The sequence below is a fragment of the Cellulomonas sp. P4_H4 genome (assembly GCF_056400865.1).
The window spans coordinates 338,297-359,925 of record NZ_JBFUKL010000002.1; the positions used below are offsets into that span (position 1 = coordinate 338,297).

Here is a 21,629-nt window from a genome sequence, read left to right on the forward strand (position 1 = left end):
TGACGTCGTGAGCGAGACGGCCCTGCACGCCGCACCCGACGCCCCCACCGGGCGTCGGGTGCGGCGCGCTGTCGTCGCGGTCCTGTTCTGGTCCTTCGCCGTCGTTGCCGCGGTCCTCCTGTGGCCGACCAACCTCGGCGGCTGCACGTCGTTGATCGTCGTCTCGGGTCACTCGATGGACCCCACCTACAGCACCGGGGACCTCGTGGTCGCGCGCTGCGGGGAGCCGAAGCTCGGCGACGTCGTCGTCTACCAGCCCGAGGGCATGGACGGTCACGTGATCCACCGGCTCGTCGGCGGCAACGGGACCGACGGCTGGCAGGTGCAGGGAGACAACAACGACTGGCGTGACCCGTTCACGCCGACCGACGACGCGGTCGTCGGCATCGCCCAGTTCCACCTGCCGCGCATCGGGCTCGTCACGACCGTGCTGTCGTCGCCGATCGTCTGGGCCTCGATCCTGCTCGTCGCGTTCGCTCTCTTCCTGTGGCCGCGCGACGAGGACGACGACGGAGCCGACGGGACCGAGGCAGAGGCCGAGAACGCGGTGGAGCCTGCCGACGAGGGTGCCGACGGGCCGACCTCGTCCGAGCTGACTCTCGACGACCTCTTCGCGGGTCCCGAACGGGTGCAGCCCGAGCGCACGGGCTCGCTCCCGTGAACGCGCGCACGCCGGTGCGCCGGTCGCTCACGCGCCGCCATCGCGGCGCCGTGGTCGCACTTCTCACGGCACTCGCGCTGGCCTTCGCCGGAATGACCGTCTCCAGCGCGTCCGCGCTGACGCTCACCGCAGGCAGTGCCCCGCGGGGGCAGACCCCGAGCCGGTGCACCTCGCAGGCGGTGGCGGTCACCACGCCTGCCACGTCGGGGACCGCCACCTCCGTGACGGTCACCAACCTCGACAGCTCCGGGTGCGGCGGCAAGGCGGTCGTGGTCGCGGTGTACGACCCCACCCTCACCACGTGGTCCGCGGCCAAGAAGTTCGAGGTCACCGGGTCGATCAACGCGACGACGATGACCCTGACGTCGACGGCGACCTTCACGCCGACCTCGTCGCAGAAGGTCTACGTCACCGTGGGCGGCTGGCCGATCCCCGGCACGTGGACCTACAGCAACCCGAGCACCGCTCCGCTGGTCACCTGCATCGCGCTCAACAACCCGTCCCTGACCTGCAGCGCGACGCTGTCCCGCCTGGACAAGTGGGGCACCCCCTACTCGGACTACAACGCCTACTTCACCGTGTCGAGCCCGTCGACGACGGCGAACGTCCAGTGGCAGATCACGATCAACCTGGCGAGCTCGTCGCTCCCGTTCGTGGCGCGGTCGATGCGCAACAACAACGCGTCGCAGCTCGGGGCCGGGTGGACCTGCGCGCAGCTGCCGACTCTCGTGCTCACCGGTCAGGCCGGTCCCGGAACCGCGCTCGTCGGCGGCAACAAGACGGTCGACGTGTTCCTCAACGGCCACGCCACCGCAGACACGGGTGACAACCTCTACGTATGCCCGTGACCTCGCCGACCTCAGTCCAAGGGGCTGAGCTGGGGGCGCTTCGGCACGCGCAGGTCGCCGGTCCTTGCCGACCTCAGTCCAAGGGGCTGAGCTGGGGGCGCTTCGGCACGCGCAGGTCGCCACTCGACTGCCCACGGAGCCGCCGCGTAGCCCACGGGTAGACGTGCACGCGGACCCACTGGGCGTCCTGGCGGGCGCGGACCAGACGGGGGATCGGCGGGAGGGGCGTCAGCGGGTCGTCCCAGGCCGGGTCGTCGGGCTCGAGCCCGAGTCCGACGAGTGCCGCTTGCGCGACCCGGGCGTGCCCCTCGCTCGTGAGGTGGATGCGGTCCTCCGCCCACATGCGCCAGTCGCCCAGCGAGCGCATGCCCCAGGCGTCGAGCACGTACGCGCCGTGCCGACGCGCCATCGACCAGATCAGCGAGTTGTAGATGCCGACGCGGCTCCGGGTGGCGTTCACCAGCGGGCTGCCGGACGCGTCGTACCCCGTGCCGAGCAGCACGTCGATCCCGGCCTCGCGCAGCCGGACCACGCGTGCCTCGAGGTTGCGTGCCAGGCGGTCGATGTCGGTGGACGGTCGCAGGATGTCGTTCCCGCCGCCGATCATGCTCACCAGGTCGGGCTGCATGGACAGGGCCACGGGCACCTGGTCGACGAGGATCGAACGCAGCTTCTTGCCGCGGATCGCCAGGTTCGCGTACTGGAGCGTGGGCTCGCCGGCCGCCTTGCGACGCTCGGACAGGTGCGAGGCGAGCAGGTCCGCCCACCCGCGCTGGGGAGCCTCCATGCCGTCCGGTGCGTCCCAGAGACCTTCCGTGAACGAGTCGCCGATGGCGACGTACCGGGACCAGGGCGGCGTGGGGGGCTGCGTGCGGGAGTGCTCGTTCACGACGACAGTCTGCCCCGCGACCCGGTATCCCGGGCAACCGATCGCGCTCCGGTCAGGTCAGCGACCAGTCCACCGGCTCGGCGCCCTGGGCCACGAGCAGGGCGTTCACTCGCGAGAACGGGCGAGAACCGAAGAAGCCCCGGCTGGCCGACAACGGGCTCGGGTGGACGCTCTCGACGGTCGGGACGGAGCCCAGGGCGGGCTTGAGCGCCTGCGCGTCCCGACCCCACAGCAGGGCGACGAGCGGCCCGCCGCGCTCGACGAGAGCCGAGATCGCCTGGTCCGTCACCTGCTCCCAGCCCTTGCGCCGGTGTGACGCCGGAGCGCCCGGCCGCACGGTCAGCACCCTGTTCAGGAGCATCACGCCCTGGTCCGCCCACGGGCTGAGGTCCCCGTTCACGGGTGGGGCGACGCCGACGTCGGCGACGAGCTCCGCGAAGATGTTGCTCAGCGACCTGGGCAGCGGGCGCACGTCCGGTTGCACCGAGAACGACAGCCCCATCGCATGGCCGGGTGTCGGGTACGGGTCCTGGCCGACGACGAGCACGCGCACCTGCGCCAGCGGTCGACGGAAGGCCCGCAGCACGTCGTCACCGGCCGGGAGGTAGCCGTGCCCGGCAGCGACCTCGTCCCGCAGGAACTGCCCCGCCGCGCGGATCTGCGGCTCGACGGGCGCGAGCGCCACGGCCCAGTCGGGTGCGACGAGCTGGTCCAGGGGCGCGGCGGTCACGACGGCGAGAATACGACCGCTGCACGGTGCGCCGATGTGCATCAGCAGGGTCCGACCGGCGTCCGGGTCAGGTTCCCGCGTGTCGTCGCCGGACGCGCGGGCAGGAATGACACGGGTGTCATTACGTCCTACGATGACGAGGTCGGTCCCGCCGACGATGAGCACGCACCCCCGTTCCACAGGAGGACGCATGGACGCCGCGACGATCTCGGTCGACTCGTACCCGTCCGTCCACGGCGCGGGCGCACCGGGCCGGCTCTCGGAGCGTGACGAGCAGGTCCTCGCCTTCGAGCGGCAGTGGTGGAAGTACGCGGGCGCCAAGGAGCAGGCCATCCGCGAGCTGTTCGACATGTCGGCGACCCGCTACTACCAGGTCCTCAACGCCCTGATCGACGACCAGGCCGCCCTCGAGCACGACCCGATGCTCATCAAGCGGCTGCGTCGCATGCGCTCCTCGCGCCAGCGCGCTCGTACGTCGGCCCGCCGCCTCGGCGACGCCTGACCCTCGGCTTGCGTGGGCCTGACTCGCCGTCGCGAGGAGAGCCTGGGCACGGCGCGCCCCGCTTGGCGCCCAGCGCATGGTTCGAGCCGTTAGCCTGTCCGGCGTGAGCAAGGCCGAGACCCACTATCCCGAGGACGAGTTCGACGTCCCCAATCCCGACGCCGCCCGTGGTGTGCACAGGGCCCCGCGCTCGGCGTGGAGTCGCTGGTGGCCGTTCCTGGCGGTGCTGGTCATCGCGCCGCTCATCGCCTACGGCCTCGTGATCTTCGTCTCGGGGCCGGGCGAGACCCCGACGACCGGGAGCTCGCAGGCAGCGGACCCGGAGACGTCGGACGCGGCGACGGCGCCGGCCGACGGTGCCACCGACGGTGCGAGCGAGACGCCTGCCGAGGAGGCCCCCGCGCCGCCGCCGGCCAACATGGCGGCAGCGATCGAGGTGCTCAACGGTGCCCAGATCTCAGGCCTCGCGGGGGAGCAGGCGGACAAGCTCACAGCTGCCGGGTTCACCGCGGTGACGAGCGGCAACTTCAGCGGTACCGCCCCGCCGGACTCGACCGTCTACTACGCCAGCGAGGACCTCGTGACGACCGCCCAGCTCGTGGCGTCGACGCTCGGCCTCACGACCGTCACGCTCTCGGCGACGGACGCAGGCGCGGGCATCACCGTGGTCCTGACCAGCGACCCCTCCGCCTGACGCGCGTCCGCTCGCAGCCTCGGCGACGCCCGACCCGGGCCCGGACCTGCCCCTGCGCGGACGTCCGTCGACCCTGGTGGCGGCCTCGTCGTCCCCACTAGGCTCACCCGAACCGGACGCCGGCGGAGCGTCCGTCCCCGCGCGGGGCATCGAGCAGCATCGAGGAGTACAGATGGCTCAGGGCACGGTGAAGTGGTTCAACGCGGAGAAGGGCTACGGGTTCATCACTCCGGCGAGCGGAGGTCAGGACCTCTTCGTGCACTTCAGCGCGATCCAGTCCGACGGCTACCGCTCCCTCGAGGAGGGCCAGGACGTCGAGTTCGAGGTCGGACAGGGCACCAAGGGACCTCAGGCCGAGCAGGTCCGAGGGCTCTGATCGCGCACCAGCTCGCTGACGGGCCGTCCACCTGCAGGTGGACGGCCCGTCGTCGCGTCCGCTGCCTGACGGCGTGGTGAGCGTGCTCGACGCGGTCGTCGTCGGGTCGGGGCCCAACGGGCTCGCCGCGGCCGTCACCCTCGCGCGAGCAGGTCTGTCGGTGCAGGTGCTCGAGGCGCAGGACGAGGCCGGCGGCGGCGCGCGCACCGCGGACCTCGGGCTGGCCGACGGTGTCGTGCACGACATCTGCTCCGCCGTGCACCCGATGGCTGTCGCGTCGCCCTTCCTGCGCGCGTTCGACCTGCCGGCCCGAGGCGTCGAGCTGCTGCAGCCCGAGGTCGCCTACGCCCACCCGCTCGACGGCGGTCGTGCCGCGCTCGCGTATCGGTCGCTCGACCGGACGGCTGACGGGCTCGGCGTCGACGGACCGGCATGGCGGGCGCTGCTCGGGCCGCTCGTCGGCGACCCGGACGGACTCGTCGCCGCCGTGCTCGGTGACCATCGGCGCGTCCCTCGGCAGCTGGGCACGGCCGTCGCCTTCGCGGCGCGGCTGCTCGAGCAGGGGACGGCTGCCTGGGGCGCGCGGTTTCGCGACGAGGAGGCGGCAGCGCTGCTCACGGGCGTCGGGGCGCACGCGATCACCCGACTGCCGTCGTTGAGTGCTGCCGGCACCGCGCTGCTGCTCGCACCCTTGGCGCACGCCGGTGGCTGGCCGATCCCGCGCGGGGGCAGCGGGGCCGTCGTCGCGGCTCTTCTCGCCGATCTGGAGGCCCACGGCGGATCGGTGGCAACCGGGGTTCTCGTGGGACGGGCCGCGGACCTGCCACCCGCCCGCGCCTACCTGTTCGACACGTCACCGCGCACCGCGGTCCGGGTGCTCGAGGGGCGGATCCCGGACCGTGTGACGCGCGGGCTGGTGGCCTTCCCGCGCAGCCGCGGCGCGGCCGCCAAGGTCGACCTCGTCCTGTCCGGGCCGGTGCCGTGGACGCATCCGGAGGTCGCGCTCGCGGGCACCGTTCACCTCGGCGGGAGCCGCCTGCAGGTGGCAGCAGCGGAGGGCGCGGTCGCGTCCGGCAGGCACGCCGAGCGGCCGACGGTCCTGGTGAGCGACCCGGCCGTCGTCGACGGCACCCGGGTCAGCTCGGCGGGGCTGCGTCCGTTCTGGGCGTACGCACACGTGCCGGCCGGCTCGACCCGCGACGTCACGGCAGACGTGATCGCCCAGGTCGAGCGGTTCGCGCCCGATTTCCGTGACCTGGTCGTCGCCTCGCGCTGCGTCCCGGCTGCCCGGCTCGCCGACCACGACGCCAACCTCGTCGGCGGGGACATCTCCGGTGGCGCCGTATCGGTGTACCGGATGTTCGCCCGGCCCCGGCCGGCGTGGGACCCCTATGCCCTGCTGGCACCGTCACCCGGGGCTGCGGGAGCCTGGCTCTGCTCGTCGTCGACCCCGCCCGGCCCTGGAGTGCACGGACTGTCGGGCTGGTACGCGGCGAGACGGGCGCTGCGCGACGGGTTCGGCATTCGCTCGGACGTCTCGCTCGCGCCGGGCGGCTGAGCACTGCGGCAGCGGCCGCCAGGGGCGTGCGAGCACGGGATCAGAGGCACCGCTCTGGGCGAACGCTGCTTGCACTCTCGGGGGTCGAGTGCTAACCATTGGAGTTAGCACTCTCCGGTGGAGAGTGACAGAATCACCACGGCCGTCCGGTGAGGGCCGTCGAGCGCGGGACAAGACCGCGCACGGCGTGCTCGTCCGTCGCGGGCACCTACGGCCGAACCGAACCCAGTGAAGGATCACAGCCCCATGGCCAAGATCATTGCCTTCAACGAGGAGGCCCGCCGCGGCATCGAGCGGGGACTCAACATCCTCGCCGACACCGTCAAGGTCACCCTCGGCCCGAAGGGCCGCAACGTCGTCCTGGACAAGAAGTGGGGCGCCCCCACGATCACCAACGACGGCGTCTCCATCGCCAAGGAGATCGACCTCGAGGACCCCTTCGAGAAGATCGGTGCCGAGCTCGTCAAGGAGGTCGCCAAGAAGACGGACGACGTCGCTGGCGACGGCACCACCACCGCCACCGTCCTGGCCCAGGCGCTCGTGCGCGAGGGCCTGCGCAACGTCGCGGCCGGCGCCAACCCGATCGCGCTGAAGAAGGGCATCGAGAAGGCCGTCGAGGCCGTCACGGTCGCCCTGCTCGCGCAGGCGAAGGACGTCGAGACCAAGGAAGAGATTGCCGCCACGGCCGCCATCTCCGCCGGCGACCAGGCGATCGGCGACCTGATCGCCGAGGCGCTCGACAAGGTCGGCAAGGAAGGCGTCATCACCGTCGAGGAGTCCAGCGCGCTGGGCCTCGAGCTCGAGCTCACCGAGGGCATGCGCTTCGACAAGGGCTTCCTGTCGGCGTACTTCGTGACCGACCCCGAGCGTCAGGAGGCCGTCCTCGAGGATGGCTACGTCCTGCTCGTCGAGGGCAAGATCTCGAACGTCAAGGACCTGCTGCCGCTCCTGGAGAAGGTCATCCAGTCCGGCAAGCCGCTGTTCATCGTCGCCGAGGACGTCGAGGGCGAGGCCCTGGCCACGCTCGTCGTCAACAAGATCCGTGGCACGTTCAAGTCGGTCGCCGTCAAGGCCCCCGGCTTCGGCGACCGCCGCAAGGCGATCCTCCAGGACATCGCCATCCTCACGGGTGGTCAGGTCGTCTCGGAGACCGTCGGTCTCAAGCTCGACACGGTGGGCCTCGAGGTCCTCGGCACGGCGCGCAAGATCGTCGTGACCAAGGACGAGACCACGGTCGTCGAGGGTGGCGGCGACGCTGCCCAGATCACGGGCCGCGTCACGCAGATCCGTGCCGAGATCGAGAACTCGGACTCGGATTACGACCGTGAGAAGCTCCAGGAGCGCCTCGCCAAGCTCGCCGGCGGCGTCGCCGTCATCAAGGCGGGCGCGGCCACCGAGGTCGAGCTCAAGGAGCGCAAGCACCGCATCGAGGACGCCGTTCGCAACGCGAAGGCTGCCGTCGAGGAGGGCATCGTCGCCGGTGGTGGCGTTGCGCTGATCCAGGCCGGCAAGACGGCGTTCGAGGGCCTCAAGCTCGAGGGCGACGAGGCGACCGGTGCCCAGATCGTGAAGCTCGCCATCGAGGCTCCGCTCAAGCAGATCGCGATCAACGCCGGTCTCGAGGGTGGCGTCGTCGTGGAGAAGGTCCGCAACCTCCCGGTGGGTCACGGCCTCAACGCCGCGACCAACACCTACGAGGACCTGCTGGCCGCGGGCGTCAACGACCCGGTGAAGGTCACGCGCTCCGCCCTGCAGAACGCGGCCTCGATCGCCGCGCTCTTCCTCACCACCGAGGCCGTCGTGGCCGACAAGCCGGAGCGCAACGCCGCGCCGGCCGGTGGTGGCGGCGGGGACGACTTCGGCGGCGGTTTCTGATCCGCTGAAGTACCTCTGATCTACACCAGAGCGGGCCGGTCACCTTCGGGTGGCCGGCCCGTTCTGTACGTGCGGCCCGTCGTCGGAGCGCCGAGCGTGAGGCCCGGCCTACTGCCGGTAGCTGGCCAGGAAGTTGCCCATGCGCTCGACGGCCTCGGCCAGCACCCGCGCCTCGGGGAGCGTGACGATGCGCAGGTGGTCGGGCGTCGGCCAGTTGAAGCCCGTGCCCTGCACCAGCAGGATGTGCTCGCTCACCAGCAGGTCGTAGACGAGCTTCGAGTCGTCGTGGATCTCGTGCACCTCCGGATCGAGGCGCGGGAAGAGGTACAAGGCCCCGTCGGGGCGGACGCAGGTGATGCCAGGGATCGACGTCAGCCCCTTGTAGGCGACGTCGCGCTGCTCGTGCAGCCGCCCGCCCGGCGCGATGAGCGCGTCGATGCTCTGCACGCCACCGAGGGCCGCCTGCACAGCGTGCTGCGCGGGGACGTTGGGGCACAAGCGCGTCGAGGCGAGCAGCGTGATGCCCTCCAGGAACCCCTTGGCGTGGTCGCGCGGTCCGGTCACGACCATCCAGCCCGACCGGTAGCCCGCGACGCGGTACGTCTTGGACAACCCGTTGAACGTCAGGCACAACAGGTCGGGTGCCACGCTCGCCATCGGGATGTGGCGGGCGCCGTCGAACAGGATGCGGTCGTAGATCTCGTCGGACAGCACGAGCAGCGAGTGCTCGCGCGCGATCCGCGCGATGCCCTCGAGCACCTCGCGCGAGTACACGGCGCCGGTCGGGTTGTTCGGGTTGATGACGACGATCGCCTTGGTGCGCGGCGTGACCAGCGACTCCAGGTGCTCGAGGTCGGGTTCCCAGCGGTTGTCCTCGTTGCAGCGGTAGTGCACCGGCACGCCGTCGGACAGCGAGGTCATCGCGGTCCACAGGGGGTAGTCCGGCGAGGGGATGAGCACCTCGTCGCCCTCGTCGAGCAGCGCCTGCATCACCATCGTGATGAGCTCGGAGACGCCGTTGCCGAGGTAGACGTCGTCGACGTCGATGAGCGGGAAGCCGGGCTCGGTCTCGTACCGGGTCACGACGGCCCGGCGGGCGCTCAGGATGCCGCGGGAGTCGGTGTAGCCGTGGGCGTGGGGGATCGCCGCGATGACGTCGCGGACGATCTGGTGCGGTGCCTCGAACCCGAACGCCGCCGGGTTCCCGGTGTGGAGCTTGAGGACCGTGTAGCCCTCGGCCTCGAGCCGCGCGGCCTCGTCCAGGGCCGACCCGCGGATCTCGTAGAGCACGTTCCGCAGCTTCGAGGACTGGTCCAGCTTGCGCAGGTGAGGCATCTGTCGAGCGTAGACCGAGCCTGCGCTGACCTGCGTGCCCGTGTCGTCGGACGGGCGCCGAGGCGCGCGTCGGATCGGGTACGGGCCCGCACGGGGCCCGGCGAAACAGACCGTTTACGGGTGCAGGCGGTAGTGGAAACACCGTGTGCCTAGGTTCGTCCCCTATGGGCACAGCGATGTATACCGCGCGGGACACAGCGCACGGCGAGGCCCGGCTGGAGGGCTACGCTCAGTGACCATGAGCACGGGCGGGCCGACGAGCACCAACGACGTGCCCTCGGCGCTGCCGAGTCCGTCGACCAGCGCGGACGACAGCCCCGCCTCGGGGGACCGGTCGCTTCGCGAGGTCGTCTACCACCAGCTGCGCGACGACATCCTCAACGGCCGGGTCTCCCCGCGTGAGCGCCTCACCGAGCCGAAGCTGGGCAAGACGTTCGGGGTGTCTCGGACGCCGGTGCGCGAGGCGCTGTCGCGGTTGCTGTCCGACGGGCTCGTCGAGCGGACGGACTTCGGCTACGCGGTCGTCGTGCCCTCGCTGGAGGACCTGCGCAACCTCTACGAGCTGCGCATCACGCTCGAGCTGCGCGGCATCGCGCGCGCCATCGAGAACCCCGAGGTCGTGCACGACAAGGCGCTCCTGAGCGACGAGCTGGCGACGTGGGTGCCGATGCGGGACGCGCCGCCGGACCCCGACCCCAGCTTCGTGATCCTCGACGAGGGGTTCCACCAGGTCCTGTCGAGGTCCTCGGGGAACACGCAGCTGACCGGAGCGCTCGTCACGGTGAACCAGAAGATCCGCGCGGTGCGCATGCACGACTTCGTCGAGGAGGACCGCATCATCGCGACCATCGACGAGCACACGGAGATCCTGCGCCTGGTTCTCGCCCGTGAGCTGCCCGAGGCGCTCGCGGCCCTGCACAAGCACGTCGGCGAGTCGCTCGAGGTGGTCATGGACCGTGCCACCAAGGCGATGACGCGCATGGCCCTGGCCGGCTGAACGCCGGCCGGTGCGCGCCGCTCGTCGGCGACGTTGCTGCGGGCTGACACTCACCGCAGCCGCGTAACGCGTCGTTTACCCGACGGCGGCGACTGGGAAACACAGTCTGCCTAGCGTGTGGATACCGAGGTGTATACACATCGGTGTCGAGCGGTTGCTCGGCTCAGGCCGATCGTGGGGGACACCGTGCTCGACACCTCGCTCGTGGCCGAACCTGACCTGGCAGCGGGGCCCGCTGAGGCACGCGTCCGCTCCGCCTATGCGCGGATCGCCGAGGTGGAGCGGCCCGAGGTGTGGATCGAGCTGCTGCCCGTCGACGAGGTGCTTGCTGTCGCCCGGGCGGTGGATGCGCGGGTCGCGGCCGGTGCGGAGCTGCCGCTCGCGGGGCTCACGCTCGCCGTGAAGGACAACGTCGACGTCCGTGGGCTGCCGACGACGGCCGCGTGCCCGTCGTTCGCGACCGACCCTCGAGGGCGCCCCGGTCCGGCGAAGGCGAGCGCGCCCGCCGTCCAGGCGCTCGTCGACGCGGGCGCGGTCGTGCTCGGCAAGACCAACCTCGACCAGTTCGCGACCGGGCTCGTCGGTGTCCGCAGCCCGTTCGGTGTGGTCCGGCACGCCACGCTCCCCGACCGGATCTCCGGTGGCTCGAGCTCTGGCTCGGCGGTTGCCGTGGCGCTGGGCATCGCCGACATCGGCATCGGTACCGACACCGCCGGGTCCGGGAGGGTGCCTGCAGCGTTCGGCGGGCTGGTCGGCATCAAGACGTCGCTCGGGCTGGTGCCCACGGTCGGCGTCGTTCCGGCATGTCGCAGCTACGACGTCGTCACGACCTTCACGCGGGACCTCGAGCTCGGTGTGCTGGCGACCCGCCTGATGACGGGCGTCGACCCTCTCGACCCGGCACGTCGCGCGTGGCCCGTGGACGTGCGGCTCGGCCTGGGGGCCGCGCCCCTGGTCGCGGTGCCGCGCGACGAGGACCTGGCGCCGCTGTCACCGAGCTGGCGGGCGGCGTTCGAGCGTGCGGTCGACGCCGTCCGAGCGACCGGTGCGCAGACCCGCACGGTCGACATCTCGGGGATGCTCGCCGCCGCTCGGCTGCTCTACGACGGTGCGATCGTCGCCGAGCGGTACGAGGCCATCGGCTCCTTCCTCGAGGGTGCGGTCGACGCCGACCCGACCGTCGCGACGATCATCGCGGCCGGCCGAGACATCACCGCCGACGCCTACGTCGCCGACCGTGCGCAGCTGGCGGCCGCTCGCGTCGAGGCGATGGCCGTGCTCGAGGACTGCGACCTGCTCCTGCTGCCCACGACGACCGAGCACCCGACCATCGCCGCGGTCCAGGCCGATCCGCTGACGATCAACCGCCGTCTGGGCACGTACACGAACTTCGTCAACCTGCTCGACCTGGCAGCGGTCGCGATTCCCGCCGGCGAGGCCGACGGGGGACCGTTCGGCGTGACGGTCCTGGCCCGCGCGTTCGACGACCAGCTCGCGGTAGACCTGGCAGCACGACTGCTGGGGACGGCCGGCGCCCTGCTGGTCGACGGGGGCGTCGAGGTCCTCGTCGTGGGCGCCCACCTGCGCGGGCAGCCGCTGAACGGGCAGCTCGAGGCGCTGGGTGCGAGGTTCGAGCGGTCGGTCCGCACGTCCGACGCGTACCGGCTCGTCGCCCTGACGACGCGCCCGAAGAAGCCGGGCCTGCTGCGGGTCGGCCCCGGCGCGGGCGCGCCGATCGCCGGGGAGGTCTGGCGGATGTCGGCAGGCGCGCTCGGCAGGTTCCTTGCCGAGCTGCCCGAACCCATGAGCCTCGGCCAGGTGGAGCTGTCCGACGGCACCCGCGTGGTGGGCTTCGGGTGCACGGTCGAGGCCGGCGCCGCGGGGACGGACATCACCGCCTCCGGCGGCTGGGTCGCCGCGCTCGCCTCGGGTCTGTGAGACGGCCGGTCATCGCGACCGTGCCCGTGTGACGCGATCCGCGCAGGCGTCAGCCGTGCTGTCGGCGGTCGCGGGCGGGCACCCGCAGGCCCGAGGAGCGGAGCCGTCGAATGAGCTCTTTCGCGCTGACGAGCTCTGCGCCCAGGGCCACCAGCTCGTCGATCCGCTGGTCGGGCACGTCGTAGTGGTCGAGGTCGAAGCCGCGTTCCGGGATGCCCGCCCGGGCGGCGAACGCATGGAGCTCCGCCAGCGACGAGTCGCTCACCAGATGGCCCCAGAGCATGCCGTGGTTGGGCCACATCGGTGGGTCGACGAGCACGGTCATGGCCCGAGAGTAGGCGCGACCCCGGCGTACCTGCTCCGGCGCCGCGCCCTCCGCCTCAGGTGGTGAACAGGCGCGACGCCTGGGTCTCGGCGTCCGCGTAGGCGCGGGCAGCGGTGTGCATGGCCGCCACGATCTGGTCCAGGGACGCCTCAAGCCGAGCCTCGGTGGTGGACCAGTCGGCGAGCACCCCGGCGAACGCCGTCGCGGCCCCGCCTCGCCACGACCCCTGCAGCTCGGTGAGCTGGCGGTGCATGGCCGCGACCTCCGAGCGGATCGTCGCGGCGCGGGCCTGCACTCCTGCCGCCGCCTGGGACACCTGGGTGCTGTCGACCTCGAACCGGGTCATGGGAACCTCCGCCGTCGGGCGACCGTCCGCCACGCCCGGGCGGGCGCCGCAGTGCGGTCGACTGGCGACGACGCTACGGACGCGAACGGTGCCCGGACGGGGCCGGAGCGGCCGGTCGGGCGCAGCAGGGCTGGGGACGCCTCGCCCGCGCTCGCCGTGCGTCAGACGGCGTCGGCGGACTGGGCCGACTCGGTGCTGGCCGCGGCCTCGAGGGTCTTGAGCTCCTTCTCCAGCCGCTGCAGCTCGCCGGACAGGTTCTGCCGCGCGGGTTCCTCCCACGCGGCACCGAGCGGGCTGACGAACAACGACGGCCGGGCGAGCAGCTTGTGCAGGATGCGGACCCGGGCGCGCAGGTAGTCCTCGATCGGCAGGTGCGCGTACTCGGCGCGGACGTCCTGCAGGTAGGACTTGTACTTCTGCGGCTCCGCGGCGAGCATCGCGAGGTCGGCGTCGCAGAGCACCGCGCAGTCGAAGTCGGTCGGGTTGGGCGCGTGCCGGACGAGAGCGACCACGAGGTCGTGGACACGTTGCGCGCGGGCCTCCGAGACGCCCAGCGCCAGCAGCTCGGTCCGCGCCAGGCTGGCCGACGCGATCTCGTCCTCGCCGCCGCGGTTGGCGTAGGCCTTCCGGTCGGCCGAGTCGAAGATCGCGCCGTGGTACCAGGCGGCGAGCCGGACGAGGTCGGGCTCGTGGGTCTCCTCGACCAGCTCGTCGACGCGCACCAGCACGTCGACCAGGTGCTTCAGGTTGTGGAACGAGCGGCCGGGGGAGCCCCAGCGCTCCACGAGCGCCTGTCCAGCGTCCCGGATCTGCTCGGTCGACGCAGTCGCGCCGACTCCGACGACACTGCGTACATACGCGGACAACAGCCACTGCGGTGCGTCATGGACGCCCATGAAGTCCAGCCTCACGCCGACGGTAGGAACCCGCCATGGTAGCCCTCAGACCTGAGCGTCGCGGCCCGAAGCCGTGTCCTGCACGGAGGCCTGCGCGGAGGGCTGCACGGAGGACCCCAGGAGCGGGCGGACGGCCGTGGCGTCGGGCGGTTGCGGGTCGCTCCCGTCCGGGTCGGGGACCGGGAGCGTGACCCGCACCGTCGTCCCTCCGCCCACCGTCTGCTCCAGGCTGACGCTGCCGTGGTGGGCGTCGACGATGGCCGCGACGATCGCCATGCCCAGGCCCGCGCCGCCGGAGTCCCGGCCGCGCGAGGCGTCGACCCGGTAGAACCGCTCGAACACGCGCGCGGCGTGCTCGGGGTCGATGCCGGGCCCGTGGTCGCGCACCTCGATGACGCCCGACCGCCCGGACACGCCCACGGCGATCTCCACCGCGGTGCCGGCCGGGGTGTGGGTCACGGCGTTGCCGACGAGGTTGGCGAGCACCTGACGCAGCCGCGACTCCTCGCCCAGCACCTCGCAGACACCTCCGGGCTCGCCGGCGCGCAGCGGTTCGAGCCGGACGGGCCGCGACGGGTCGAGGGCGTGCAGGTCGCTCACGGCGTCGGCGGCCAGCACGGTCAGGTCGACGGGCCCGAGCCGCATCGGGCGTCCGTCGTCCATGCGGGCGAGCGCGAGCAGGTCCTCGACGAGCGCGCCCATGCGGGTGGCCGACGACTCGATCCGCACCATGGTGTCGTCGACCTGGTCGGTCGTCGTCAGTGCGCCCATCCGGTACAGCTCGCCGTACCCGCGGATGGTGGCCAACGGGGTGCGCAGCTCGTGCGAGGCGTCCGCGACGAAACGGCGCATGCGGGCCTCGGACGCCGTCTGGACGGCGAAGGCGCGCTCGATCTGGGTGAGCATGCCGTTCAGCGCGGCGCTCAGTCGGCCGACCTCGGTGTGCTCGGACGCCGCGGGCACGCGCTGGGAGAGGTCGCCCGCGGCGATGGCGGCCGCGGTGGTCTCGATCTCGCGCAGCGGCCGCAGCGACCGGCGGACGGCCCAGGCGCCGGCGACCGCTCCGAGCAGGACGATCCCGAGCCCGGAGAGCAGGAGGACCAGGCTCATGTGCCGGACCGTGCTCTCGATGTCGCCGAGCGGGAGCGCGACGACCACCGACCCGGCGACGGTGCCGTCCGCGGTGTACACCGGGTACGCGACGACGCGCCAGGGCGAGCCCGGCTGCGTCGAGCTGACGGTGTACGGCTCGCCGGGGTCGGCCTCGGCCTGCTCACCGGTCAGGTCGGGGACCTTCGGGATGCCGTACTCCGAGACCACGGACCGCGAGATGTTCTCGCCGTTCAGGTTCTCGACGTCGTCGAGCTGGACGCGGACGTAGTAGTCGGTGGGGGCCATCTCGCTCCCGAACCCGCGGCTCAGGGACGCGACGGTGCTCTGGGCCAGGGCCTCGCCACCGCTGCGGAGCTTGTTGTCGACCTGCCCGACGAGCGTCCCCTCGAGCAACGCCGCGCTCGTGGCGCCCGCGAGGACGAGGCCGACCGCGAGCAGGACCGTGAGGATGCCGACGAGTCGCGAGACCAGGGTCGTGGCCGCCCACCGGTCCCGCAGCCCGCCGAAGCGGCGCGCACGAGGCGGGGCCGCAGCTTCGGACGCGCTCTCGGCGGGCTGCTCGACCATGACGTCAGCCGTCACGACGACTCACGCAGCAGGTACCCGACGCCCCGCTTGGTGTGGATCAGCGGGGGCAGGCGGGTGCCGTCGGGGCCGTCGAGCTGGTCGACCTTGCGCCGCAGGTAGGAGATGTAGGACTCGACGATGTTCGCGTCGCCGCCCCAGTCGTACTGCCAGACGTGGTCGAGAATCTGCGACTTCGACAGAACCCGTCCGGGGTTCAGCATCAGGTACCGCAGGAGCTTGAACTCGGTGGGCGACAGGTCGATCGGGTGGCCCGACCGGAACACCTCGTGCGAGTCCTCGTCGAGCTCCAGGTCCGCGTAGCGCAGCACCGACGTGTCGTCGTCGAGGCCCGGACGGGTCCGCCGGAGCACGGCGCGGATCCGCGCGACGACCTCCTCCAGGCTGAACGGCTTGGTCACGTAGTCGTCGCCGCCGACCGTCAGGCCCTGCACCTTGTCGACGGTGTCGTCGCGTGCGGTGAGGAACAGCACCGGGACGTGCTGGCCCTTCTCGCGCAGGCGGCGGGTCACGGTGAACCCGTCCATGTCGGGGAGCATCACGTCGAGCACGACGAGGTCGGGTTCGACCTCGCGGGCCAGGCGCAGCGCGGAGCCTCCGTCGGCGGCCGCGAACACCTCGAAGCCGGCGAACCGCAGAGAGGTCGCCAGCAGCTCGCGGATGTTCGGCTCGTCGTCGACGACGAGCAGGCGCGCCTCGGGCGTCGCCTGGGCCCCCGACCGTGCCGCGGAGTGGGGGGTGGAGTCAGCACGCATAGGTCGAGTCTGGCGCGCGACGCTGGGAGTTCGCTGGATGTAGGCCGAATGTCGAGACACGGGTGCCGGAGCCCGCTGCGCCGAGCGCCACGGGGACGGATATGGACGATCGTCCACGAAGCGGACGCGAGGGGCGCACCGCCTTGCATGTTCACGCCACTGGGGAGGTACCGTCTCCGCGTGACATACCCCTCCATCGGAGCCCCCCGCCCGGTCGTCACGGTGATCCAGAGCTCTCCGGACGTCCACCTCGACCGCTTCGCCGGCTGGCTCGCCGGCGCCGACGGCGACATCGAGCTGCGCATCGTCGCGGCCTTCGCCGGTGAGTCCGTGCCTCTGGCCGACGAGGTCGGTGACGGCCTCGTGGTGCTCGGCGGCCACATGTCGGCGCACTCCGACGCCGTCGCCCCCTGGCTGCCCGAGGTCCGCGCCCTGCTGGCCGACGCGAGCACGACCGGCGTCCCGACGTTCGGGATCTGCCTCGGAGCCCAGCTCCTCGCGGTCGCCCGCGGCGGACGCGTCCAGGTCGCGGCACCCCCCGGACGCGAGGCCGGTCTCGCGGCCGTGCGCTGGCGTCCCGAGGCCGTCGGCGACGCGGTCGTCGGTCCGGTCCTGGCCCTGGCCGACGAGCGGAACAACACGCTGCAGCCGAGCATGCACGCGGACGCGGTCGTCGACCTGCCGCGCGGCGCCGTGTGGCTCGCCTCGTCGCCGATGTACCCGTACCAGGCGTTCCGGATCGGGTCGGCGTGGGGCGTGCAGTTCCACCCCGAGGCGAGCGTCGAGACGCTCCGCGCGTGGGCCGACGGGTACGAGGACGTCGACACCGAGGCCGTGCTGGCGTCCTACGCGGCGCACGCCGACGACGTGACGGCGGTCGGCCGGACGCTGGCCGAGTCGTTCGCCGCGCACGTCCGCGCCGTGGCGCAGGAGCCCGCTGGCGTCTGATCCCTGACGACGAAGACCCCCGGAGCTGCGCGCAGCCGCTCCGGGGGTCTTCGCACGTCGGGCTCAGTCGAGGTCGGCCGGGTCGAGACCCAGGTCCTCCGCGTCGACGATCGAGTAGGCGTAGCCCTGCTCGGCCAGGAAGCGCTGGCGGTGCGCCGCGAAGTCCTGGTCGACCGTGTCTCGCGCAACCACCGTGTAGAAGTGGGCGGTACGGCCGTCGGCCTTGGGGCGCATGATCCGGCCGAGCCGCTGCGCCTCCTCCTGGCGGGAGCCGAACGACCCCGACACCTGGATGGCGACGGCCGCTTCGGGCAGGTCGATCGAGAAGTTGGCGACCTTGCTCACCACGAGCTTGGTGATCTCGCCCGACCGGAACGCGTCGAACAGCCGCTGCCGCTCGCTGACGCGGGTCTCGCCGGTGATCAGGTCGGCGTCCAGGTGCTCGGACAGCAGGTGCAGCTGGTCGAGGTACTGGCCGATGATCAGGGTCGGCTCACCCTCGTGCTTGGCGACGAGCTGCTCGACGATCTTGTTCTTGCCCTTGGCGGTCGCGGCGAGGCGGTACTTCTCCTCCGGCTCAGCGGTCGCGTAGGCCATGCGGTCGGCGTCGGGAAGCGTCAGGCGCACCTCCACGCAGTCGGCCGGGGCGATGTAGCCCTGCGCCTCGATGTCCTTCCACGGGGCGTCGAACCGCTTGGGTCCGATGAGGCTGAACACCTCGTCCTCGCGGCCGTCCTCGCGGACGAGCGTGGCCGTCAGCCCGAGTCGACGGCGGGCCTGCAGGTCGGCCGTCATGCGGAAGATCGGGGCCGGGAGCAGGTGGACCTCGTCGTAGACCACGAGGCCCCAGTCCCGGGCGTCGAGCAGCTCGAGGTGCGTGTAGACGCCCTTCCGCTTCGTCGTGAGGACCTGGTAGGTCGCGATGGTGACCGGGCGGACCTCCTTGCGGGCGCCCGAGTACTCGCCGATCTCGTCCTCGGTCAGGGACGTCCGCTTGATCAGCTCGTCGCGCCACTGCCGGGCGCTGACCGTGTTGGTCACCAGGATCAGGGTCGTCGTCGACGAACGGGCCATCGCGCCCGCGCCGACCAGGGTCTTGCCCGCGCCGCAGGGTAGGACGACGACGCCCGAGCCACCGTGGAAGAAGCCGTCGACGGCCTGCTTCTGGTACGGCCGCAGGTGCCAGCCGTCCTCGAGCAGGTCGATCTGGTGGGCCTCGCCGTCGACGTAGCCCGCCAGGTCCTCGGCCGGCCACCCGAGCTTGAGCAGCACCTGCTTGAGATGCCCGCGCTCCGAGGGGTGGACGAGGACGTCGGTCGAGTCGATGCGGGCGCCGAGCAGCCCCGCCGTGCGCTTGGAACGGACGACCTCGACCAGGACCGCCGGGTCGAGCGCGTGCAGGACGAGGCCGTGCACCGGGTCCTGGATCAGCTGCAGGCGGCCGTAGCGGGACATGATGTCGGCGACGTCGACGAGCAGCGCGTGCGGGACCGGGTAGCGCGAGTACTCGAGCAGGACGTCGACCACCTGCTCGGCGTCGTGACCCGCGGCGCGCGCGTTCCACAGGCCCAGCGGCGTCAGCCGGTAGGTGTGGACGTGCTCCGGTGCACGCTCGAGCTCGGCGAACGGCGCGATCGCACGGCGACATGCCTCGGCCTGGTCGTGGTCGACCTCGAGCAGCAGCGTCTTGTCGCTCTGGACGATCAGCGGGCCGTCGGTCACGTGGTCTCCTCGATTGCGGGTTGCGGCGTCTCGGGAGTCACCGACGCGATGCGGTGCACCGCGACGGTGAGCTCGGACTCGCGGGCAGGGTCGATGGCCCGCAGCCGCCCGCCCTCGACGCGCAGGGGCCGCAGGAGACGACGGTCGGGCACGCCGTGCGATCCGACGAGCTCGACCCAGACCGCGACCTTCGCGGCGGCTGCCTCGCGCAGGAGCACCAACGCGTCGACGGGATCGGCTGTTCCCGCGGGGGAGTCGGGCGCCGTGGCGACGCCGGCGAGCTCGGCCGCACCGGCAGCCTCGGAAGCCGTGAGCGACCCGTCGTCCGGCGCCTCGCGGACGTCGTCGGGCGCGACGAGCCGCCCGCTCGGGAGCAGGCCCGCGGGCAGCCGCTCGGAGGCGTCCACGCGCCGCTCCTCCTCCGCGCGCCGGAGCTGCGGGACCAGGGCCAGCAGGCGCTCGTCGGAGACCTGCTCGCGCGCGGGGGGAGACTCGCGACGACGCGCAGCCACGGCACCTCGACGACCGACCCGACGGACGGCGGCGACGACGTGCAGCACCTGGCCGTCCGGGCTCTCGACGACGGGAGCCAGGCCGTGCGCCCGGAGTGCGTCGACCAGCTCGCGCACGGGCGCCTGGGACGCCAGGACGGTCGGTGCGAGGCGCACGAGGCCCAGCGACGACAGCCGGTTGTCCTCGGCCAGCCCGGCCAGGAGCGAGGGGTCGTCGGCGCGCAGGTAGCTCGACGCCGAACCCGTGCGCAGGCGACCGTGCCGACGAGCGGCGTCCCGGACCAGGTACTCCAGCGGCTGGGGGACCGGACCGCGCGAGTGCGCGGCGAGCTCGGTCAGCAGCCCGTCGGCCGTCGCACCCGCGTCGAGTGCTCGTCGGACCGACTCGGGCGTGAACCGGACCGTGAGGGCACCGCCGCGCGACTCCACGTGCGTGCTCCGGTCGAGCAGGTCCTCCAGCTCGGGGCTCGGGCGGCCGGGCACGACACCTGTGAGGTCGCCCTGCAGCAGGATCTCGTCGACCGCGGGCGGCAGCGCGGCCGCGAGCGCTTCCGCCGGGTCGGGCGCACCAGCGTCCTCGGTCGCGGGACCGACGACGGGCGCCGACTCGGCGAGCAGCGCTCGTCCCGCGTCGGACAACGCGCCGGCGCCGATGATGCCGAGCCGACCCGCCTCGAGCAGGACCGCCGAGACCGCGGCGACCGGCGGCACCGAGCGCGGGGTGCGCCAGCGCAGGATCGCGTGCACGCTCGGTGCGTCCAGCGCGGTCCCCGGAGCGGTCTCGGCGAGCGCGTCGAGCACGGACCTGCGCAGCCGCGGCGCCCACGTGCGCTGGAGCTCGGGGTCGAGCGCCGCGCGGACCCCGCCACGCTCGTCGCGACCGCCGACGAGCCAGGGGGTGCGAAGCATCGACGTCCACGTGCGCGCCAGGGTCGCCCAACGGTCCGGGAGGTCGCGCGCCGACCACTCGTCGACCGCGACGGTCGGCGCGAACGACGGCGCGTCCTCGCCGTCGTCCGCGAGGAAGCCCGCCGCGCCGGCGAGCTCGATGACGAAGGCGACCTCCGTCTCGTCGACCTCGAGCAGCTGGGCGGCTCGACGCAGCTCGCGCACGCCGAGGCCTCCGCCGCGCAGGACGCTCGGCGGGTTCTGCTCCCAGAGCCGCACGAGGCGGGCGACGAGCAGGACCGCGCGCTCACCCGCCGACGCGGACTCGGCGGCGACGAGCGCGGTCGGACGGTGCGGCGCGCTGCTCGGCACGAGTGGGGGCACCGCCGGCGAGACGTGCGTGCGGCCGCCTCGGAGCGTGAGTGCGACGGAACGCGGGAGGACGACGTGCCTGGCGTCACCGGGCGCGAGCAGGCGTCGGCGCAGGAGCCAGTCGACCGCGGCCGCGGCGGCGGTGTTGTTCGAGGGGGCCAGCCCGATCGGTGGGCCCCACAGGAGGGCGTCGAGTACCGGTCGGGCACCGGTCGGGGCGGCCTCCAGGAGGCCGGGGATCTCGTCGGCGGTCGGCTGCTCCATCGGCGCGACGGCTGCGCGCCGGTTCCCTGCGTCCGCGGACGCGAGGCCGGCCGGGTACGGGCCGAGGATCTCGGCGAGCCCCGGGGACGGGAGCAAGGGAGCGTCAGCCGATGCCGATGCCGTCGGCGCGGTCCCGGTGGAGTCGTCGTCGCCGTCGCTCGGATAGACCAGGGTGGCGACCAGCGCGAGGCGCAGGGCACGCTCGACGACCGCGACCTGCGCGGCGTCGATCGCACCGACCGCAGCCGGAAGGTCAGCCGCGCGCACGGTGCCGCCGTCGCTCAGGGCGGTCACGGCCTCGAGCACCTGGAGGACGCTCGCGTCGGTTGCGGCGAGCGCTCGTTCGAGACTCGACCGGCTGGTCGCACGCACGGCGAGCGACGAGAGGGTGGCGGGCGACGGGGAGGCCAGGTCCGGCCGGCTGCGCAGGAGGGCGACGAGCTCGTCGTCGGTGCGCGCGCGCAGGTAGCCGGTGAAGGAGGACATCCGGACAACGATAC

Annotated in this window: 20 protein-coding genes; 10 read left to right on the forward strand and 10 right to left on the reverse strand. The window is 72.5% G+C overall.

The window, feature by feature from the left end; translation table 11 throughout:
- Positions 1–7 precede the first annotated feature (7 nt).
- On the forward strand, positions 8–661 hold the full coding sequence (locus AC1DPN_RS07850; protein WP_477084174.1) for a signal peptidase I: 654 nt from the start codon (positions 8–10) through the stop codon (positions 659–661).
- Positions 658–1,509, forward strand: coding sequence for a hypothetical protein (locus tag AC1DPN_RS07855; protein WP_477084175.1), 852 nt, complete (start codon positions 658–660; stop codon positions 1,507–1,509). The genes AC1DPN_RS07850 and AC1DPN_RS07855 overlap by 4 nt, the downstream gene beginning before the upstream one ends.
- Before the next feature lie 73 nt (positions 1,510–1,582).
- Here the strand turns inward: AC1DPN_RS07855 and AC1DPN_RS07860 are convergent, their stop codons facing one another.
- Together AC1DPN_RS07860 and AC1DPN_RS07865 are read right to left on the reverse strand one after the other, a co-directional pair.
- Entirely contained in the window at positions 1,583–2,398 is an 816-nt protein-coding gene (locus AC1DPN_RS07860; protein WP_477084176.1) for an SGNH/GDSL hydrolase family protein, read from the reverse strand.
- A gap of 52 nt (positions 2,399–2,450) precedes the next feature.
- Positions 2,451–3,128: a uracil-DNA glycosylase gene (locus AC1DPN_RS07865; RefSeq protein ID WP_477084177.1), complete on the reverse strand. Its 678-nt coding sequence runs from the start codon at positions 3,126–3,128 to the stop codon at positions 2,451–2,453.
- A gap of 190 nt (positions 3,129–3,318) precedes the next feature.
- On the opposite strand from AC1DPN_RS07865, the gene AC1DPN_RS07870 reads away from it, so the two are divergent.
- The 5 genes from AC1DPN_RS07870 to groL all read left to right on the forward strand — a co-directional run bounded on the left by AC1DPN_RS07870 (position 3,319) and on the right by groL (position 8,133).
- Positions 3,319–3,630, forward strand: a complete 312-nt coding sequence (locus AC1DPN_RS07870; RefSeq protein WP_477084178.1) for a DUF3263 domain-containing protein — start codon at positions 3,319–3,321, stop codon at positions 3,628–3,630.
- A 103-nt stretch (positions 3,631–3,733) separates the two neighbouring features.
- Entirely contained in the window at positions 3,734–4,324 is a 591-nt protein-coding gene (locus tag AC1DPN_RS07875) for a LytR C-terminal domain-containing protein (RefSeq protein ID WP_477084179.1), read from the forward strand.
- A gap of 172 nt (positions 4,325–4,496) precedes the next feature.
- Positions 4,497–4,700, forward strand: a complete 204-nt coding sequence (locus tag AC1DPN_RS07880; protein ID WP_477084180.1) for a cold-shock protein — start codon at positions 4,497–4,499, stop codon at positions 4,698–4,700.
- 73 nt (positions 4,701–4,773) lie between these two features.
- Positions 4,774–6,258, forward strand: coding sequence for a phytoene desaturase family protein (locus AC1DPN_RS07885; RefSeq protein ID WP_477084181.1), 1,485 nt, complete (start codon positions 4,774–4,776; stop codon positions 6,256–6,258).
- 246 nt (positions 6,259–6,504) lie between these two features.
- A complete protein-coding gene (gene groL / locus AC1DPN_RS07890; protein ID WP_477084182.1) occupies positions 6,505–8,133 on the forward strand; it encodes a chaperonin GroEL in 1,629 nt (542 codons plus the stop codon).
- Between the two features lie 108 nt (positions 8,134–8,241).
- On the opposite strand, the gene AC1DPN_RS07895 is transcribed toward groL, so the two are convergent.
- The gene (locus tag AC1DPN_RS07895; protein ID WP_477084183.1) at positions 8,242–9,468 is read right to left on the reverse strand and encodes a pyridoxal phosphate-dependent aminotransferase; all 1,227 of its coding nucleotides are present in this window, start codon (positions 9,466–9,468) and stop codon (positions 8,242–8,244) included.
- Between the two features lie 238 nt (positions 9,469–9,706).
- Between AC1DPN_RS07895 and AC1DPN_RS07900 the strand changes: the two genes are divergently transcribed.
- Together AC1DPN_RS07900 and atzF are read left to right on the forward strand one after the other, a co-directional pair.
- Positions 9,707–10,465 carry a GntR family transcriptional regulator gene (locus tag AC1DPN_RS07900; protein WP_477084184.1) on the forward strand — a complete coding sequence of 253 codons (759 nt, stop codon included), beginning with the start codon at positions 9,707–9,709 and terminating at the stop codon, positions 10,463–10,465.
- Positions 10,466–10,639: 174 nt separating this feature from the next.
- A complete protein-coding gene (gene atzF, locus AC1DPN_RS07905) occupies positions 10,640–12,403 on the forward strand; it encodes an allophanate hydrolase (RefSeq protein ID WP_477084185.1) in 1,764 nt (587 codons plus the stop codon).
- Between the two features lie 49 nt (positions 12,404–12,452).
- On the opposite strand, the gene AC1DPN_RS07910 is transcribed toward atzF, so the two are convergent.
- From AC1DPN_RS07910 to AC1DPN_RS07930, 5 genes are all read right to left on the reverse strand, one after another.
- Positions 12,453–12,728: a DUF4031 domain-containing protein gene (locus AC1DPN_RS07910; RefSeq protein WP_477084186.1), complete on the reverse strand. Its 276-nt coding sequence runs from the start codon at positions 12,726–12,728 to the stop codon at positions 12,453–12,455.
- 55 nt (positions 12,729–12,783) lie between these two features.
- Positions 12,784–13,074, reverse strand: a complete 291-nt coding sequence (locus AC1DPN_RS07915) for a WXG100 family type VII secretion target (protein ID WP_477084187.1) — start codon at positions 13,072–13,074, stop codon at positions 12,784–12,786.
- Positions 13,075–13,235: 161 nt separating this feature from the next.
- A complete protein-coding gene (locus AC1DPN_RS07920; protein WP_477084588.1) occupies positions 13,236–13,970 on the reverse strand; it encodes an HD domain-containing protein in 735 nt (244 codons plus the stop codon).
- Between the two features lie 45 nt (positions 13,971–14,015).
- On the reverse strand, positions 14,016–15,665 hold the full coding sequence (locus AC1DPN_RS07925; protein WP_477084188.1) for a sensor histidine kinase: 1,650 nt from the start codon (positions 15,663–15,665) through the stop codon (positions 14,016–14,018).
- Entirely contained in the window at positions 15,662–16,423 is a 762-nt protein-coding gene (locus AC1DPN_RS07930; protein WP_477084189.1) for a response regulator transcription factor, read from the reverse strand. The genes AC1DPN_RS07925 and AC1DPN_RS07930 overlap by 4 nt, the downstream gene beginning before the upstream one ends.
- A 180-nt stretch (positions 16,424–16,603) precedes the next feature.
- Between AC1DPN_RS07930 and AC1DPN_RS07935 the strand changes: the two genes are divergently transcribed.
- Positions 16,604–17,371, forward strand: a complete 768-nt coding sequence (locus AC1DPN_RS07935) for a type 1 glutamine amidotransferase (RefSeq protein WP_477084190.1) — start codon at positions 16,604–16,606, stop codon at positions 17,369–17,371.
- A 63-nt stretch (positions 17,372–17,434) separates the two neighbouring features.
- Here AC1DPN_RS07935 and AC1DPN_RS07940 read toward each other — a convergent pair whose 3' ends face one another.
- Together AC1DPN_RS07940 and AC1DPN_RS07945 are read right to left on the reverse strand one after the other, a co-directional pair.
- Positions 17,435–19,093 (reverse strand): DNA repair helicase XPB, encoded by a 1,659-nt coding sequence (locus tag AC1DPN_RS07940; protein WP_477084191.1) that lies wholly within the window; start codon positions 19,091–19,093, stop codon positions 17,435–17,437.
- The gene (locus AC1DPN_RS07945) at positions 19,090–21,615 is read right to left on the reverse strand and encodes a helicase-associated domain-containing protein (RefSeq protein ID WP_477084192.1); all 2,526 of its coding nucleotides are present in this window, start codon (positions 21,613–21,615) and stop codon (positions 19,090–19,092) included. The genes AC1DPN_RS07940 and AC1DPN_RS07945 overlap by 4 nt, the downstream gene beginning before the upstream one ends.
- Between the last annotated feature and the right edge of the window lie 14 nt (positions 21,616–21,629).

Bases quoted from the DNA above. Each gene is read 5' to 3' on its own strand.
- AC1DPN_RS07870 (WP_477084178.1), top strand. From the start codon at position 3,319: ATGGACGCCGCGACGATCTCGGTCGACTCGTACCCGTCCGTCCACGGC.
- AC1DPN_RS07880 (WP_477084180.1), top strand. From the start codon at position 4,497: ATGGCTCAGGGCACGGTGAAGTGGTTCAACGCGGAGAAGGGCTACGGG.
- groL (WP_477084182.1), top strand. From the start codon at position 6,505: ATGGCCAAGATCATTGCCTTCAACGAGGAGGCCCGCCGCGGCATCGAG.
- AC1DPN_RS07895 (WP_477084183.1), bottom strand. From the start codon at position 9,468: ATGCCTCACCTGCGCAAGCTGGACCAGTCCTCGAAGCTGCGGAACGTG.
- AC1DPN_RS07900 (WP_477084184.1), top strand. From the start codon at position 9,707: ATGAGCACGGGCGGGCCGACGAGCACCAACGACGTGCCCTCGGCGCTG.
- AC1DPN_RS07910 (WP_477084186.1), bottom strand. From the start codon at position 12,728: ATGACCGTGCTCGTCGACCCACCGATGTGGCCCAACCACGGCATGCTC.
- AC1DPN_RS07915 (WP_477084187.1), bottom strand. From the start codon at position 13,074: ATGACCCGGTTCGAGGTCGACAGCACCCAGGTGTCCCAGGCGGCGGCA.
- AC1DPN_RS07920 (WP_477084588.1), bottom strand. From the start codon at position 13,970: ATGGGCGTCCATGACGCACCGCAGTGGCTGTTGTCCGCGTATGTACGC.
- AC1DPN_RS07930 (WP_477084189.1), bottom strand. From the start codon at position 16,423: ATGCGTGCTGACTCCACCCCCCACTCCGCGGCACGGTCGGGGGCCCAG.
- AC1DPN_RS07945 (WP_477084192.1), bottom strand. From the start codon at position 21,615: ATGTCCTCCTTCACCGGCTACCTGCGCGCGCGCACCGACGACGAGCTC.